General features: G+C 58.4%; 13 protein-coding genes. 7 read left to right on the forward strand and 6 right to left on the reverse strand.

The window, feature by feature from the left end:
• Positions 1 to 306 precede the first annotated feature (306 nt).
• Together DIS04_RS14905 and DIS04_RS20520 are read right to left on the reverse strand one after the other, a co-directional pair.
• On the reverse strand, positions 307 to 2,136 hold the full coding sequence (locus DIS04_RS14905) for an ATP-dependent nuclease (protein ID WP_111414579.1): 1,830 nt from the start codon (positions 2,134 to 2,136) through the stop codon (positions 307 to 309).
• Positions 2,137 to 2,251: 115 nt separating this feature from the next.
• Positions 2,252 to 3,109, reverse strand: coding sequence for a hypothetical protein (locus tag DIS04_RS20520; protein ID WP_162623092.1), 858 nt, complete (start codon positions 3,107 to 3,109; stop codon positions 2,252 to 2,254).
• 771 nt (positions 3,110 to 3,880) lie between these two features.
• Here DIS04_RS20520 and DIS04_RS14915 point away from each other — a divergent pair.
• From DIS04_RS14915 to DIS04_RS14935, 5 genes are all read left to right on the forward strand, one after another.
• Positions 3,881 to 4,438: an STY4534 family ICE replication protein gene (locus tag DIS04_RS14915; RefSeq protein WP_111414581.1), complete on the forward strand. Its 558-nt coding sequence runs from the start codon at positions 3,881 to 3,883 to the stop codon at positions 4,436 to 4,438.
• Positions 4,439 to 4,665: 227 nt separating this feature from the next.
• Positions 4,666 to 5,037, forward strand: a complete 372-nt coding sequence (locus DIS04_RS14920) for a hypothetical protein (RefSeq protein ID WP_111414582.1) — start codon at positions 4,666 to 4,668, stop codon at positions 5,035 to 5,037.
• 79 nt (positions 5,038 to 5,116) lie between these two features.
• Positions 5,117 to 5,671: a JAB domain-containing protein gene (locus tag DIS04_RS14925; protein ID WP_111414583.1), complete on the forward strand. Its 555-nt coding sequence runs from the start codon at positions 5,117 to 5,119 to the stop codon at positions 5,669 to 5,671.
• A 259-nt stretch (positions 5,672 to 5,930) separates the two neighbouring features.
• A complete protein-coding gene (gene mobH, locus DIS04_RS14930) occupies positions 5,931 to 7,748 on the forward strand; it encodes a MobH family relaxase (RefSeq protein ID WP_111414584.1) in 1,818 nt (605 codons plus the stop codon).
• The gene (locus DIS04_RS14935; protein WP_162623093.1) at positions 7,741 to 8,700 is read left to right on the forward strand and encodes a tyrosine-type recombinase/integrase; all 960 of its coding nucleotides are present in this window, start codon (positions 7,741 to 7,743) and stop codon (positions 8,698 to 8,700) included. The genes mobH and DIS04_RS14935 overlap by 8 nt, the downstream gene beginning before the upstream one ends.
• 466 nt (positions 8,701 to 9,166) lie before the next feature.
• Here DIS04_RS14935 and DIS04_RS14945 read toward each other — a convergent pair whose 3' ends face one another.
• Positions 9,167 to 9,712 carry a YqhA family protein gene (locus tag DIS04_RS14945; RefSeq protein ID WP_111414585.1) on the reverse strand — a complete coding sequence of 182 codons (546 nt, stop codon included), beginning with the start codon at positions 9,710 to 9,712 and terminating at the stop codon, positions 9,167 to 9,169.
• A 240-nt stretch (positions 9,713 to 9,952) separates the two neighbouring features.
• On the opposite strand from DIS04_RS14945, the gene thpD reads away from it, so the two are divergent.
• Positions 9,953 to 10,945, forward strand: coding sequence for an ectoine hydroxylase (gene thpD, locus DIS04_RS14950; protein WP_111414586.1), 993 nt, complete (start codon positions 9,953 to 9,955; stop codon positions 10,943 to 10,945).
• A 106-nt stretch (positions 10,946 to 11,051) separates the two neighbouring features.
• Positions 11,052 to 11,717, forward strand: coding sequence for a fumarylacetoacetate hydrolase family protein (locus tag DIS04_RS14955; RefSeq protein ID WP_111414587.1), 666 nt, complete (start codon positions 11,052 to 11,054; stop codon positions 11,715 to 11,717).
• An 89-nt stretch (positions 11,718 to 11,806) separates the two neighbouring features.
• On the opposite strand, the gene speA is transcribed toward DIS04_RS14955, so the two are convergent.
• The 3 genes from speA to DIS04_RS14970 all read right to left on the reverse strand — a co-directional run bounded on the left by speA (position 11,807) and on the right by DIS04_RS14970 (position 15,088).
• On the reverse strand, positions 11,807 to 13,729 hold the full coding sequence (gene speA, locus DIS04_RS14960; RefSeq protein ID WP_111414588.1) for a biosynthetic arginine decarboxylase: 1,923 nt from the start codon (positions 13,727 to 13,729) through the stop codon (positions 11,807 to 11,809).
• Positions 13,726 to 14,688, reverse strand: a complete 963-nt coding sequence (locus tag DIS04_RS14965; protein ID WP_111414589.1) for a homoserine kinase — start codon at positions 14,686 to 14,688, stop codon at positions 13,726 to 13,728. The genes speA and DIS04_RS14965 overlap by 4 nt, the downstream gene beginning before the upstream one ends.
• Before the next feature lie 109 nt (positions 14,689 to 14,797).
• Entirely contained in the window at positions 14,798 to 15,088 is a 291-nt protein-coding gene (locus DIS04_RS14970; protein WP_111414608.1) for a DUF2782 domain-containing protein, read from the reverse strand.
• Between the last annotated feature and the right edge of the window lie 37 nt (positions 15,089 to 15,125).

Below are 15,125 nucleotides of genomic sequence, written 5' to 3' on the forward strand. Positions count from 1 at the left end.
CCATTAACCGTATAACCAGCATCTAACATAGCCTCTTTTGAATCGAATATTTCATCACCAAAGCTCTCCATCACTCTTCTATGTTCAGTTACGTTAGGAGCTGTAACGTCCGACTGATATCCGACTGCGAATTTGCTACCGTTAAACAGGTAGTCCTCCTTATAACACCCGGAACTCGCACACCCGCTTGCCATAACAGAAAAAAATATAACTACCACCCACTTATAATGACTCATGTGCTCGTTCGTTTTTATATAACGTCCGCGTTAAGCGCGCGAGGTACGAGTGTCGCATTTGACGCGTCTGTTAAGGGGTTTCTCGAAGATGATCCAAGTATGGGCTGCACAAATTAATGAACGTAGATTTCCAACCGTCAGGCAAATCAACAAATGCATCTCCCCAATTATTCTGTATATGTAGATGGGCTTTATACGGCTTTTCACTACTCGGAGCGTCATAACCCAACAAGTCTTCAATGCACTCTTCAATCATAACCCTTCGGTCATTTCCAGTTAGAGCCAATATTGGGGCATTCATCGCTTCTGCGCGCTCTGTTCCTGCGTCGCGGTCGTGCATGAAAATGTAGTTCACATCTAGAGCATTCAAATATTTTGCGATTGATATAAGTACTGCCTTTCCTCTAGCCCTTAGAAATTCACAGTTTCCTATAACTTTTGCCTTATCCTCATGAGACAGCCTTTTGATGGTCTCGCGCACGACGACTTCTTCTGTATCACCTTCGACAAACACACACTTTTTCGAGAAGAACATTCTTGATATATGGTCGTCAACTTTTAAGAGCATTTTTAAGTTTTGCTTTTCATCTCCGGCGAGCGTAACGAAGGCCTCTTCTAGATTGAAAGAATTTGCTGTCGAAAAACCGTCTTCTGTGAAACTAAACTTCGTGAGACTCATGCTCTTTTCTGATCCAAGATCAACCATATAAGGCGAATGAGTAGTCGCTATTATCTGACAATTTGGACCGGCCAAGTCATACAATGAGTCCCGCATTTGGCTTGCAGCCGAAGGGTGCAAATATATTTCAGGTTCCTCAAAACAGAATATGGTTGCCCGAGGGCTATCAGTGTTTCTATTTATAAAATCTTGCACAAATCTTAGCAACTGGAATGCTGTTGCCCTGATCATTCCATGCCCCTGATAGTCAACGGAAGTTTTGACATTACTCTCCATTTCCACTTTAAACTGGGGCTTGATAGATTTATCTGGTACGTCAAGCGTCGCGCTAACATGTACAGACGAATCAGGGAAAAGGGTGTCTACCATTCCATTAAGGTCGCGAATTAGCTGCCCAAAATCCGTTTCTTCATCGTTTGGATTAAGCTCGGAAGCTAGAGCATTAAGAAAAGTCTGTGCTTGAGCGTAATTTTCGGAGTTGCTTCTAACAGTATCAAATAGTCCCCCCAGCAGGTTAAACAATGCTCCACCAGAACTAGTCAGCTCTGAAATACACGATTCTGCTGGTATTACTACGATAATAGGAAGCTTGGATAACACGTTGCCGGGGATGCCGCCTGGATTCTCTACCCAAGTAGGTTCTTCGTCCACTTGAACATCCCAGCATTCTGGTAAATCTAATAGCTTTTGCTTTGTTGCTGCAGTAGTTAGGCTTTTCTCAAAATTAGCTTCACCAAAATGATTTTTTAGAAATGCTTCCGAGTAATGCTCTCCTACAAGGTCCGATACTTTTCTGCAATCAGCATACATGGGACTTCTTGTTCTCGGATATTCCTTCATGAATATCTTCGGCTTGCTTTGATTAAGAGACCAAGCTTTCTTATAAACAATAGAATTGCCCGTCTCTCCTTCAAGTTGATCTTGAGAGGATAACACTCGGCCTTTAAATCCCAGCCAGTCATTAGCTTCATTCGGTAAGTTTTGATATTCCGCTATAATTTCAACGTCTTCTTCGTAGGTATAACTCTCTTCGTCTTCGTTATACTCTTTTGAATAGTCCTCCCTATCCAAATTCGAATTTTTGTGGAAATGTTCCAGCGCGGAAAATACGCTAGATTTTCCAGCGTTGTTCGGACCGATAAGAAAAGTGGTATCTCTAAATTTGATGTGACAATTCTTGAGTTTTCTAAAATTTTTTATTTGTAGCTCATGAAGTCTCATTAAAAATCCTTATTTGGTTCTTGTGCACACAGCCCCTTAACGCCAGCGTAACGGGCCGGCCTGGAGCGCCAGCGGAAATCCGGTCCCGTTGACGCTATGGCAAGACAATGCCTGCTTACACCCGATACTTAATCCGGTTTTCCCTTCTCTGGTGTATTTCCTCGAGCCTCCCTTGGCGCTCATGCTTATAGTCAAAGTGGGAATCGATTAAAGCGATGTAGCCATTAGCATGGAATGCCCATTCATTCTGCTCATCTAGGGAATCTACGAGCAGGTCACCTGTAAAAGAAGGACCGATAGTTTCAAAGGTCAAAGCAACAACGATACTACATACCTCGTTGACCTCAGAAACGATATCTTTAAGCATATCAATGGTTTCCATGCCTAAAGATATGCCCTGTTCCCTCAAGCGTAGTTTTTCATCGATTCTTCTTTTGGTCAGATGAACATAGTTGGAAGCCCTAACCCAAGCCGAACGAACACTAGTTGCAAAATTATTCTTTTGTTCGCCGAACAACCGAAGGGGAAGTTCAAAAACGTGGTCAACGTTGCTTTTATTTACTTTTTTTCCCCTATAAAAAGCAACTCTTTCATCAAAAGAATCTTTTGCTCGAATTTCATCGACATAGGCAAAGTTGACAGCCACTTCTAACATGTACCGTAGTTCTCGGCGTGCAGGGTTCAATGCTCCATTTTCGACCGCCAACTGTGCTGTCAAAGCCGCCTCAACTATGTCGTCAAAGTGCCGTGGCAGTAGATATTTTTCTCCAAAATCATGCCATCTTGACGCTGCAAACTCGCATAGCCTAAGCGTATGAATAAGATCTCTAACCGTTTGTCTCAAAAAGCCAAGTTCTGATTGATATTCTTCGGATGCTCTTAGCTTTTCATGCTCAGCTGATTTCTTCTCTACCTCTTGCATCGAATTCTTCAGAGCTTCCAATAATGGGTTATCTGAGTCGCCTTCCTTCATGGCTCCCTTCTTTTTGTCTAACAGTGATTAGACTGCACGCTCCGGTATTGAATGAACGCGCACGCGCGCTCAACAAATGTTATACCGCATGTCGCCTGCCTCCTAAACCGCTGAAAATACAATAAATTAAGTATAGCTCGGCTGCATAACACCGATCACCGCGCATGCTGCCTTTGCCGGCATGGCCGCTTAAGGTCGATATCTGCGGGGCCGATGGATCTGTACCTGCCCCGGTACGGCATATTCGCCCAGAGAGCACGCTACCGCCCGGCGGTACCCATTGGACCGCCTCCCTTTGATGTTACGGTCTGCTCCAGTCGCAAGGTGGCGACAGTGACAGCTCGCCTGGACACATCCCGTAACCCCCAGGCTACTCAAAATTGCTTAGTTCTGCCTAATCGAATTTTGGCGTTATATGTTTCACGGCAGTGCTTCTCCTCACACATCGCGCTCGTGAGGGGCGGTGGGAACAGCGCGTTAGCTGACAAAGCAGCTCCGCTTGCTCCCCCTTGACACCCTGCTGGCCTTCGCTAGCATGGAAGATGCAATGCGCTGTCGATGACAGTCCGGTGGTCTCGACCGGCACCAACCGAGACGCCCTGCTCAACTCCCCGCGCATCCTGCAAGGGAGTGCCGCTAAGCGGTCGGATGCAACCCTGCTACATACCTACGCCTCCGGGCGTCATCAAGCCGACCCACCATGGGATTCACCTCCCATGTGGGATTGGTGTTTCTCATGGATTCGTTGTTCCTATCCAAGGGAGAAACACCATGACCACTCAGAATGCCTCCACAGGCTTCTTCGACCTCCACATTACTGGTCTGGGCTACCTCAACCGAATCCGTGAGGTAACCCCGAAGCGCGGCAAAGCGTTTTGGGCTTGCGATATCGCAGCTCTGACTGGTGCAGCGGATGATGTCAGTTACACTCGCTTCGACTGCCGTGTTAGCGGCCGTCAAGCGGAAAAGCTGGTCAAGCGCTGCGAGCAGGCCGTCAACATGGATAAAAAAGTCCTGATCGGTTTCAGGCTCGGCGATCTATGGACGGATACGTTTGTATACCAGAAGGGGAAACGACAGGGTGAAACAGGCGTCAGCTTGAAAGCTCGTCTGCTGTTCGTCAGCTGGATCAAAATCAACGGCGACATGGTGTATCAGGAACCGCGTCGTGATGATGACCAGCAAGAGCAATATGAACAGATGGCTGCAACAGAGGACGCGGCGCCTCTTCAGCCGGATCCGGTGCCGACGCAACCCAATGGGTACGCGGCGGCTCACGCTGGTGGGTCTGCTGGCTCGTTCGAATCGCCCGCAGCCGGTTCCTTCTAGTCTGACATACCAACCACTGACCTGTCGGGGGCGACAGCTCCCTCGGCGGGCGGTGTCTTCCTGGTTCGAGGCTCTAAAAACCTGAACTGACAACCACCGCCTCGCGAAAGCGGGGTTTTGTCGACCAATAGGCCGCTGGGCCTTGCTCAACCATCCATGGGAGCACCGTTCCCATGGGGATGGTGTTTCCTGTGGATTCGTTTGTTCAATCCTCAAGGAGAAACACCATGCCTACCTTCGACATGACAATGCTGGCAGAGCAGCCTGGCTTCACAGGCCCGATCCGAGTAAGTGAGGGCCTGATCTGCGATAGCATGTTTGCCACTCAGACTTGCATCGACGCTTTCGGCGTCAGACCTGTGGAACGACTAGAGCTACTGCTCAAGGATGTAGCGACCCAACTTGCGCAGTACCCAGCGGGTACTCAGGCGGTCAGGTTGACCCACTATCGTGTACCGCCCAGCGGGTGCGAAAATGAGCCCCTTGCCCTTGAGCTCGAGGCCATCGTTATCCAAGACGATCATGAGCACGGGGGTTACCTTCTTCTTGCCCAGATCGACGAGCTGAACCACATGGCGGTGTTGTCCGCCGCAGCGTAATTCACCCTACCACTCACCCTGACCGGGATCACACTCCCGGTAGGGGTGTGGTTTCGGTCATGTCCATGAGGATCTGGTCATGACTTCCATCCAAGCGGTTGCTACCTCCTCGGCATCTTCTCGCTACACCTCTCAGCCGGTCTCCCGGCATGGCCTGCAACTTTTCGTGCTCGATGACGCCGGCAATTACCAGGCAGCTCCAGATGAATGCGTCATCAAAGCCGCCCGGTCGGTGGTGGAACGCACGGTCTCCCGGGGCGTGAAGCTCTGCACCCCCGACCGAGTCCGAGAGTTCTTGTGGGTCAAGTTGGCTGGTTACGACCACGAGGTATTCGGTGCCATCTTCCTGGATTGTCAGCACAGGGTGATTGAGTATAACGAGCTGTTCCACGGCACTCTGGACTCAGCCTCGGTCTACCCCCGCGAAGTGGTAAAGACGGCGTTGCAGCATAATGCCGGCGCGGTGATCTTCACCCACAATCATCCCAGCGGGCAGCCCGACCCCAGTGAGGCAGACCGACGCATCACCCATCGCCTAAAAGAGGCGCTGGGTCTGATCGAAGTGCGCGTACTCGATCACATCGTGGTCGGTGGCACGGAATCCGTGTCCTTCGCAGAGCGGGGCTATCTCTGATTGTCCCCCGGATCTACCAAACCCACGTCTGAAGGCTTGTCGTATAACCATCTCCACCTCCATTGGGAGGAGGAGATGGTTACTGACATACCGAGTAATTTTGTAAGGAGACCCGACAAACTTTTGCCTCTGAAGGGTAGGGACGAATTGACAGCAAGAATGAGCACCGAAATCCCGCCGAACGCCATTAACATTTTCCCTTCTCAGCATCGCCAACCCTCGTCAGATTGAGCCAAGTACCCACTGTCGAGAGCCCTCAATGCTCAAGCGCCTGCTGAAACAGAAGAAATATGCCGACACTACAGCTTTTCCACATGAACGGGGATGGTGGGTGCCGCTGAAGGGGACGGAGCTGCTCGACACACCGTATCGGCAGCAGATCCTCAAGTCGCTGTGGGATCTCACCTCGCTGACACAGCCGGTATTCGATGACTTTGTGAGTCTTCCACTGAAGCGCTACGCGGAGCTGGTACAACTGCTACCCGCCTCGGAGAACCACCACCACGCCTATGCCGGAGGCATGCTCGACCACGCGCTTGAGACCGTCAGCTTTGCTCTGAGGCTGCGGCGACAGCATCTGCTACCACCAGGGGGCACTCCCGAAGAACAGGCGTCCGTAGGAGAGCTCTGGACGATCGCGGTGGTCTACGCAGCCCTGCTGCACGACATTGCGAAGGTCTTGGTCGACATTGAAATTATCCTCCAGGACGGGCGCGTCTGGCGGCTGTGGCAGGGGATAATCCCCACGCCTTATCGGGTGCAGTACCGTCAGGGCCGTGATTATCAGCTTCATCAGGTAAGTAACGGCCTGCTGTGTCAGCAGCTTCTGGACAGCAGGGGGCTGGATTGGCTGAATTCAGATCCCGCTGTGTTCGGGCAGTTCATGTACACAATAACAGGGCACTCACACGAGTCAGGCATCATCGGCGAGATCGTCTCACAGGCGGATCGGGCGAGTGTGGCCAGCTCCTTGGGTGGCAATCCTGCTAGAGCGCTCGAGGCCCCCGTCGAGTCGCTGCAACGCAAGCTGGTCGATGCCCTCCGGTTCCTGGTCAAAGAGCGACTCCCCTTGAATTCGCCCCGAGCCCCGGCATACCTGACTGCGGATGGGCTGTGGATCGTCGCGCCCAGCGTTCCCAATCAGCTCAAAGCCTATCTGCTTCAGCATGGCGTAGGTGGAGTACCTTCGAACACCGCCCGTATGTATGACGAAATGCAGGCCCACGGGTTGATAGTAGAGACAGGAGATGGCAACGCGGTGTGGAAGGCGGACGTCCAGATAGGGGAGTGGCAGGCTTCCTTAAGTTTTCTCAAGCTGGCTCCTTCGGTGATCTGGGGAGCCGGAGAGGAGAGGCCGCCGTTGCTCGCTGGCACCTTGCGTGTCACGGGAGCGGAATCGACTAAGGAGACAGGCGGTATGGAGGTAGAACATGAGACGGCGCCACCAGTTGCGCCTCGCTCTACCGTGCCCACCGTTAATCGGCTTCATGAGCAGGAATTCGAGCCTCAGGACGTGGGGCGGGAGAAAGCGGACACTGAGACGACGGCCAGCGCACTGGATCTCGAGGATATCGTGTCGCTGATCACTGACAAAGATTGTAGCGATAATCGGACAGACAGCGTAGGAAACGATGGGCATGCTATCCCCTCGGCTAATTTAGAAGCTGTCGAGCGAGAGGGGCGTGGCGAGACGGATGACCTTGGCCAAGCGTTCTTGCATTGGCTGAACTCGGGCCTGGCATCGAAGAGGATCATCGTAAATGATGCTAAAGCGGCAGTCCATGTCGTCGAAGGGACATATTTCCTGGTGAGCCCAGGGATATTTCGGCGCTTCTGTAATGAAACTTTTGGCTCTGATTCGAAGTGGGAAAAAGTGCAGAGGCGTTTCCAAAAGCTGGGGCTGCATCAGAGAACGGCAAGCAATACGAATATCTTCAAGGTTTCCGTGCAAGGGCCCAACAGGAAGGGGAGCGTGCTCAAGGGTTACTTGTTGAAGTCCGAATCCAGCATGAAGCCCCATGCCCGAGACAACGTCTATCTCTCTCTCATCAAGGATGAGGCAGAGCAAGATGCGTAACTGTACCTTCGATGAAGTGTTGCAAGAGATGTTTATCGAACGATGGCTAGCGCCCAAAAGCCAGTCATCATACCTGGGGCCGGTAAGTTATTTTCAGCGCTACATCGGTGATCACGTGCTTCCCTCGGAAGTCAAACGAGCTGATGTCATGGCATGGCGTGCCGCAATCGTCCAGTCCGGGCGCAACCCCTCGGGCATCGCGGAGACCAGTTGGAACAATTACGCCAGACACCTGAAAAGCGTCTACCGTTTTGGCATATCGCATGAGCTGATACCACTAAACAAATCGCCTTTCGAAGGGGTGTTCCTGCGAGAGAAGAAAAAAGGACGCAAAACGCTGAAAGACACGGATATCGTCTTTGCAAGGGAGACGCTCGAGCTCTGCCGGCGGTACGAGGTGGTGAAAGGGGAGCCAGCTCCGATCCACCCGGCCTGGTTCTGGCAAGTGGTCCTCGAAACCTTCTACCATACCGGGATTCGCCTGAACCAACTGCTGAGCATCAAGCCGGTCGATGTCCACCTGAAGAAGCGCCGCCTGACGGCATCGGCCGAAGGGGCCAAGAACCGGATCGAAGCCACCCTGCCCATCACCGACGCGCTGTATCCCCACCTCTCCACCTTGATGACCGCCGCCCATGCGATGGGCTTTCGTCGCTCGGATCAGTTGTTCAATGTCAACCGCTTCAGCGAACGGCATAGCCGCGACACCATGGACATCTGGCAGGTCGAGGGTTTCTTCCGTCGCCTATCCAAATTCTGCGGCAGTCGAGTGACGCCCCATCGCTTTCGCCATTCGCTGGCCACGGACCTGATGCGCAGTCCGGAGCGGGACCTCTACCTGACCCAGCAGATCTGTGGTCATACCGACATTCGCTCAACGCTGGAGTACGTGGCCCCCGACTTGAATGCCCTGCGGCGGTATCTGGAGCAGAGACACGCCACTCGCGCCTGACCGATAGGGGAGGGAGCTTCCGTCGGCCAGGATATACCCCCCCCCTCCCTTGACAAGGGCAAGCCAATCTACTGGAATTGCAGGGCAACCTGGTGATTCAGCGAATTGATTTGTCATTGTTCTGCGACCAGCCACTTCAGGTATTTCAAGAGGTTATGGCCTTTGCGCGTTACACCGATGTGGCAACTGACTTGTAATCAGTAGGTCCCGGGTTCGACTCCTGGTGCCGGCACCATCCAGAACCTGGCTTGGCATTCGGGAAATCAGCGATGTGCAGCTATCAAAACCGCCTCGATGGGCGGTTTTTTTCGTTCATGCGTAACAGCATGCGTAACCACTCGGCTTGGCCTAATCCCTGCCTGCGGGCGGCATCAGTGGCACGCCCGTGTCGTCGGTCATCATCGCATCGGAGCGATGGCCGCTGGCCCGGAGCGGGAGCCACCACGACAGCGCGGGCGGCGCGCCGTCATGGCTGATGCGCGCGGCTCATCAGAAACAGGGCGCCCGCCAGCGCCAGCACCGACAACGCCAGGTAGATGGCCTCCAGCGGTGTCTGGAAACGGATGTCGACGACGGCGCGGAAGAACTCGATGATGACCGCGAGGATGACGACGCGGGCGATCTTGTCCTTGAGCTGGTCGAAGGACTGGACGTTGAACGGGTGTCCCGGCGCGTGTTCCTCGGCCAGCTCGATGGGAGAAACGAACAGCCGGTAGACGCCGAGCCCGAAGATCAGCAGCACGATCGCCACCAGATAGATGTCGATGGCCATGACCACGCTGGGGACGACAGTGTCGTGAATGTCCGGGCCGCCCCCGACGAGGTAGTAACCGGCGGTGGCCAGCACCAGCTTCAAGATATCCATGGTGCCGATGATGAACAGCGCCAGGGCGGCGGCCAGGCTGGGAATGACGGCCAGCAGCACGAGGTAGCGGCTGCTCCACAGCCAGCGTTCGAAGCGCCGCTCCCAGCGGCCTTGACCAGGCGTGGGCGGTTCCGGTGTCGACGGCATGCGGGTCTCCTGGCGATGGAAACTGGAGTGACGAGCGCTCGCCGCTCCTCGATGCCGCTAATGTAGCAAGCCGAGCCGGGCCGATGCCATGGGAAAAGCCGGCCCACGCCAAGCTCTTGAAAGCGCAGCCCACCGCCACCACATCATCGCTGCAAGGCCCTGTTGGGCCTCCCACCGCGGCGCTACGCCGTTGCACGAGTTGGGGCTGAAACTGATCACGGATACACAGGAGGTGATTGGATGACAGTGCAGACTTCGTCCAACCGTAAGCTGAAGCAGGCAACCGATTACGCCGGTAGCGACACCCTGACCTCTCAGGTCGACAGCGTGCTCGAACGCGTTCGCGATGCCTATCCCACCCGGCTGGCCGAGCCGCTCGACACCCTGTGGCTGGAGCGACAGGAGGAGGTGGTGCGTGGCCGTGCCGACGAGGGGCCGCTGAGTCAGGCGCAGCTCGACGAGTTCGAGCGCAAGGGCTTCCTGTTCGAGCCAAATTTCATCGCCGGGGAGGAGCTCGACGAACTGCGCCGCGAACTGAGCGCGCTGCTCAATCGCGACGACTTCCGCGGCCGCGACTTCAGCATCACCGAACCCGACAGCCAGGAGATCCGCTCGCTGTTCGCGGTGCACTACCTGTCCGAGCGCTTCGCCGCTCTGGCACGCGACGAGCGCCTGGTGGGGCGAGTGCGCCAGATCCTCGGCGGCGACGCCTACGTGCATCAGTCGCGCATCAACTACAAGCCGGGCTTCGAAGGCAAGGGCTTCAGCTGGCACTCCGACTTCGAGACCTGGCACGCCGAGGACGGCATGCCGGCCATGCATGCGGTCAGCGCCTCGATCGTGCTGACCGACAACCATGAGTTCAATGGCCCGCTGATGCTGATTCCCGGCTCACACAAGGTCTTCGTGCCGTGCCTGGGCAAGACGCCCGACGACCACCATCGCCAGTCGCTCAAGCGACAGGAGTTCGGGGTGCCGGGCCGTGAGGCGCTGCGCGAGCTGGTCGCCCGCCACGGCATCGAGGCGCCGAAGGGGGCGGCAGGCGGCCTGTTGCTGTTCGACTGCAATACACTGCACGGCTCCAACGCCAACATGTCGCCGGACCCGCGCAGCAATGTCTTCTTCGTCTACAACCGGCGCGACAACGCCTGCGTCGAGCCATTCGCCGCGCGTCGCCGGCGGCCGAGCTTCCTGGCGCATTCGCCGGACGAACCCTGGACCCCGGAGGACTGACCCCTCGAGGGGCGTCGCGAATGGATGGAACGGAGCGCATGGTGCGGTAGACTGTTAGGCTTGCCGTCGAGATGCGGCACGCATAACGAGAAGGAGAAGACCCGCCATGCGCTTTGTCCCCCGCTTCACCGATGGTCAGGCGTTTTCCCATCCGCTGGGCAAGATCGTCTGCGTCGGCCGCAACTACGCCGACCACGCCAAGGAGCTGAACAACCCGATACCCAGCGAGCCGCTGCTGTTCATCAAGCCTGCCACCAGCGCGGCCAGCTTCGATGCGCCCATCGAGGCGCCGTTTGCACGCGGCGAGGTTCACTTCGAGGCCGAGCTGGCGCTGCTGATCGGCGAGCGGCTGACCCACGCCACCGCGGACGAGGCCGAGCGGGCCGTCGTCGGCATCGGCCTGGCGCTCGACCTGACCCTGCGCGACGTCCAGGCTCGCCTCAAGGAGAAGGGCCAGCCCTGGGAAGTGGCCAAGGCTTTCGACGGTGCCTGCCCGCTGACCGACTTCCTGCCGTTGAGTCGCGTCCCGAACTGGAACGCGCTGACCTTCGAGCTGGAGATCGACGGCGAGCTGCGCCAGCACGGCGAGGGCGCCGACATGCTGTTCCCGGTCCCCACCCTGGTGGCCGAGATGAGCCGCCATTTCACCCTCGAGCCCGGCGACGTGGTGCTGACCGGCACGCCGGCGGGCGTCGGCGAACTGCCGCGCGGCGCCAACCTGCGCCTGACCCTGACCGGCGGGCTGGAGGTCAGTGGTCGAGTGGCGGAGTAGCCGCCCGGCTGATCGCCAGCTCAATACACGAGAAACGCCCCCTCGGCCTGTCAGGTCGAGGGGGCGTTCGCTTTGCGGCGGGTGGCGGATCACTCCAGGTAGGTATAGCCCTGCAGGCCGGCCGAGAGATCGTCGAGGAAGTGCGCCTGCTGTTCGGCAGACAGGCCGCTGTCGGCCAGTTGTCCGGCGAGCCGGTCACGCAGCACCTTGGCGTCGAAGTTGACGTAGGCCAGCACGTCGGAGACGCGGTCGCCCTGCTGCGCGTGGCTGAGCACCCAGTCGCCGTTTTCGTCCAGCGCGGCATCGACGGAATCGGTGTCGCCGAACAGGTTGTGCAGGTCGCCGAGGATTTCCTGATAGGCGCCGACCAGGAAGAAGCCCAGCAGGCGCTCCTCGTCCTCGCGCCACTCCGGCAGCGGCAGGGTGGTCTCCACGCCCTGGCCGTCGACGTAGCCGTCGATGCGGCCATCGCTGTCGCAGGTGATGTCCTGGATCACGCCGCGGCGGGTGGGTTCGCGGTTGAGCCCGGTGAGCGGCAGGACGGGGAAGATCTGGTCGATGCCCCAGACGTCGGGTACCGACTGGAACAGCGAGAAGTTGACGAACAGCTTGTCGGCGAGCTTCTCGGCGAGCTCGTCGACGATCTCGCGATGGGCGCGGTTGCGGCTGTCGAGGCGCTCGCGCAGCCGCGCGCAGGCGGCGAAGTAGACGCCCTCCGCCTCGGCGCGCACGGTGATGTCGGCCAGTCCCATGAGGAAGCGATCGTGCATCTCGCTCATCGCCTGCAGCAGGTCGTGCCACGCCTCGACCAGCTCGCGCGGCTCCACCGCGTTGCCCAGCAGGTCGTGTACGCGCCACAGCTCGTCGAGCTGGGGATCGTCCTCGGCCAGGCGCTCGGGCGCCCGGTCGTTGACCCGCTCCTCGCCGATCACGTTGGCGATCAGCACGGCGTGGTGCGCGGTGAGGGCCCGGCCCGACTCGCTGATCAGGTGCGGGTGAGGGATCTCCGCCTCGTTGCAGGCCTGGGCGAAGGCGCTGACAACGTTGCGGGCGTATTCGCGCATTGAGTAGTTGATCGAGCAGAAGCTGCGCGAGCGGGTCCCCTCGTAGTCGATGCCCAGCCCGCCGCCGACGTCGACGGTATCGATCGGCGCGCCCAGCGCCAGCAGGCTCTGGTAGAAGCGCGCGCACTCGCGCAGGCCGACCTGGATATCGCGGATGTTGGCGATCTGCGAGCCCAGGTGGAAGTGCACCAGCTGCAGGCTGGCCAGCGAGCCGGCCTCGCGCAGGCGCTCCACCACGGCCAGCATCTGTCCCGCGGTCAAGCCGAACTTGGACTTCTCGCCGCCGGTATCCTGCCACTTGCCCATGCCCACCGAGGCCAGGCGCGCGCGCAGGCCGATGCGCGGCGTGACGCCCAGGCTCTCGGCCTCCTCCAGGATCAGCGGCAGTTCGGAGAACTTCTCCACCACCAGGTAGACCCGATGGCCGAGCTTCTCGCCCATCAGTGCCAGGCGGATATACTCGCGATCCTTGTAGCCGTTGCACACGATCAGCGACGGTCCGTCGGCGGAGAGCGCCAGCACGGCCAGCAGCTCCGGCTTGCTGCCGGCCTCGAGGCCGACACGGCCGTGGCCGCGCTCGCGGGTGGCGAGGATCTCCTCGACCACGCGGCGCTGCTGGTTGACCTTGATCGGGTAGACGGCGGTGTAGCCACCGACGTACTCCTCCTCGTTCATGGCCAGGTCGAAGGCCTCGCACAGCTGTTCGACGCGGTCGTGGAGAATGTCGCTGAAGCGCACCAGCACCGGCAGGCGCAGGCCGGCCTCGCGCAGCTGGTCCACCAGCGGCGCCAGCGGCAAGGCGGGGCCCTCGGTTTCACTGCCGAGTGGGCGCACCAGGGCGTGGCCGCTGTCGTCGACGTCGAAATAGCCGCTGCCCCACTGGTCGATGTTCCAGGTACGGCGCGCACGCTGGGCGGGACCGGAGGCAGCTCCCATGGATAGGCTCATGTGTTGCTCGCTTCGGGCAGGGGCAGAGCGCCTAGTTTCAGGCGTGCCGTGAGGATGGTATGGAACTGCGCCGGGTCGTGCGGCGTCAGGTCGTGGGCCGGCGGGTCCACGTAGACCACCAGCAGCCGCGACAACCAGTAGCGCAGGGCGGTCATGCGCAGCATCGTCGGCCACACCTCGCGCTCGGCCGAGGTCAGCGGTCGGCGGGCCTGGTAGGCGCGCAGGATGGCATCGTGGCGATCGCGATCCAGGCGCCCCTCGGGGCCAGACGCCCAGTCGTTGATGACGATGGCCAGGTCGAACAGCAGGTCACCGGTACAGCCGTTGTAGAAATCGATCAGGCCACCGAGGCGATCGCCCTCGAACAGCGTATTGTCGCGAAACAGGTCTCCGTGCAGCGCACCGTGGGGCAGCTCCGGCGCGGCACCGAATACCCCCTGGTAGAGCTCCACCTCGTCCTTCATCAGGGCCTGGTCCTCGGGCGAGAGATAGCCCAGCACCTTGTGGTGCATGGCCACCAGCCAGTTGAGGTCGCGCGGGTTGGGACGGTGGCCGGGAAAATGCTGGGAGACCACGTGCATGCGCCCCAGTGCGTCGCCCAGCGCCTGGCACTGCGCCAGGTTGGGCGCCATGGGATGACGGCCGGGCAGCCGCGGGAACAGCAGCGAAGGCTTGCCGGCCAGGCTGTGCAGGGCGATACCCTCGCGGTCGTGCACCGGCCCCGGCACCGGCAGACGATGCTCGTCGAGGTAGTCGAGCAGGTCGACGAAGAACGGCAGCTCCTCGTGCTCGCCCTGTTCGAACAGGGTCAGCACCAGCTCGCGGCGGTCGGTGGTGACGAAGAAGGTGGTGTTCTCGGTGCCGCCGGCGACTCCCTCCAGGGAGACCAGGCTGCCGACGTCGAAACGCCTGAGGAACTCCGCGACCTGTGCGTCGCTCAACGGGGTGAATACGGCCATGTGTCTCTCGCCCAGGTTGCCAAGCCGCCTATTGTAGCGACTTGGCACTGCGATGCACGTCCGCAGGACACGTTCCGGCACCCACCCGCCATCGAGCCCGTGGCAACGGCTAGAAGCGCATCAGGACCCATTCGGGGATGGCGATCCTGTCGCCCTCCTGGCGCTCGAAGTTGCCGTCGCCGTCATGGTCGACCAGGAAGTAGCTGGGCCCTCGGCGCGGACGGATCTCGATGGCGTAGAGCTGGCCGTTGACGCGGTACTCGCGAATGGTGCGGTCCTCCTCCTGGCGGATGGTGATGTCGGGCTCGACATCGGCAGAGGATTGGGCCAGGGCAGGCGCGGCGGCCACCAGGCCGAGGGACAGCAGTGTTACAGCGAGGAAACGGCAAGAAACTGTCATGGGGACCTCCGAGTACCGTTTGCAGCGTTCGCTGCCA

The sequence above is a fragment of the Billgrantia lactosivorans genome (assembly GCF_003254665.1).
GTDB classification, from domain to species: domain Bacteria; phylum Pseudomonadota; class Gammaproteobacteria; order Pseudomonadales; family Halomonadaceae; genus Halomonas; species Halomonas lactosivorans.

Excerpts from the sequence above, each read along its gene's own strand:
- DIS04_RS20520 (WP_162623092.1), bottom strand. The coding sequence starts at position 3,109 with ATGAAGGAAGGCGACTCAGATAACCCATTATTGGAAGCTCTGAAGAAT.
- mobH (WP_111414584.1), top strand. The coding sequence starts at position 5,931 with ATGCTCAAGCGCCTGCTGAAACAGAAGAAATATGCCGACACTACAGCT.
- DIS04_RS14925 (WP_111414583.1), top strand. The coding sequence starts at position 5,117 with ATGACTTCCATCCAAGCGGTTGCTACCTCCTCGGCATCTTCTCGCTAC.
- DIS04_RS14945 (WP_111414585.1), bottom strand. The coding sequence starts at position 9,712 with ATGCCGTCGACACCGGAACCGCCCACGCCTGGTCAAGGCCGCTGGGAG.
- DIS04_RS14955 (WP_111414587.1), top strand. The coding sequence starts at position 11,052 with ATGCGCTTTGTCCCCCGCTTCACCGATGGTCAGGCGTTTTCCCATCCG.
- DIS04_RS14935 (WP_162623093.1), top strand. The coding sequence starts at position 7,741 with ATGCGTAACTGTACCTTCGATGAAGTGTTGCAAGAGATGTTTATCGAA.
- DIS04_RS14970 (WP_111414608.1), bottom strand. The coding sequence starts at position 15,088 with ATGACAGTTTCTTGCCGTTTCCTCGCTGTAACACTGCTGTCCCTCGGC.
- DIS04_RS14965 (WP_111414589.1), bottom strand. The coding sequence starts at position 14,688 with ATGGCCGTATTCACCCCGTTGAGCGACGCACAGGTCGCGGAGTTCCTC.
- DIS04_RS14920 (WP_111414582.1), top strand. The coding sequence starts at position 4,666 with ATGCCTACCTTCGACATGACAATGCTGGCAGAGCAGCCTGGCTTCACA.
- thpD (WP_111414586.1), top strand. The coding sequence starts at position 9,953 with ATGACAGTGCAGACTTCGTCCAACCGTAAGCTGAAGCAGGCAACCGAT.
- DIS04_RS14905 (WP_111414579.1), bottom strand. The coding sequence starts at position 2,136 with ATGAGACTTCATGAGCTACAAATAAAAAATTTTAGAAAACTCAAGAAT.
- speA (WP_111414588.1), bottom strand. The coding sequence starts at position 13,729 with ATGAGCCTATCCATGGGAGCTGCCTCCGGTCCCGCCCAGCGTGCGCGC.
- DIS04_RS14915 (WP_111414581.1), top strand. The coding sequence starts at position 3,881 with ATGACCACTCAGAATGCCTCCACAGGCTTCTTCGACCTCCACATTACT.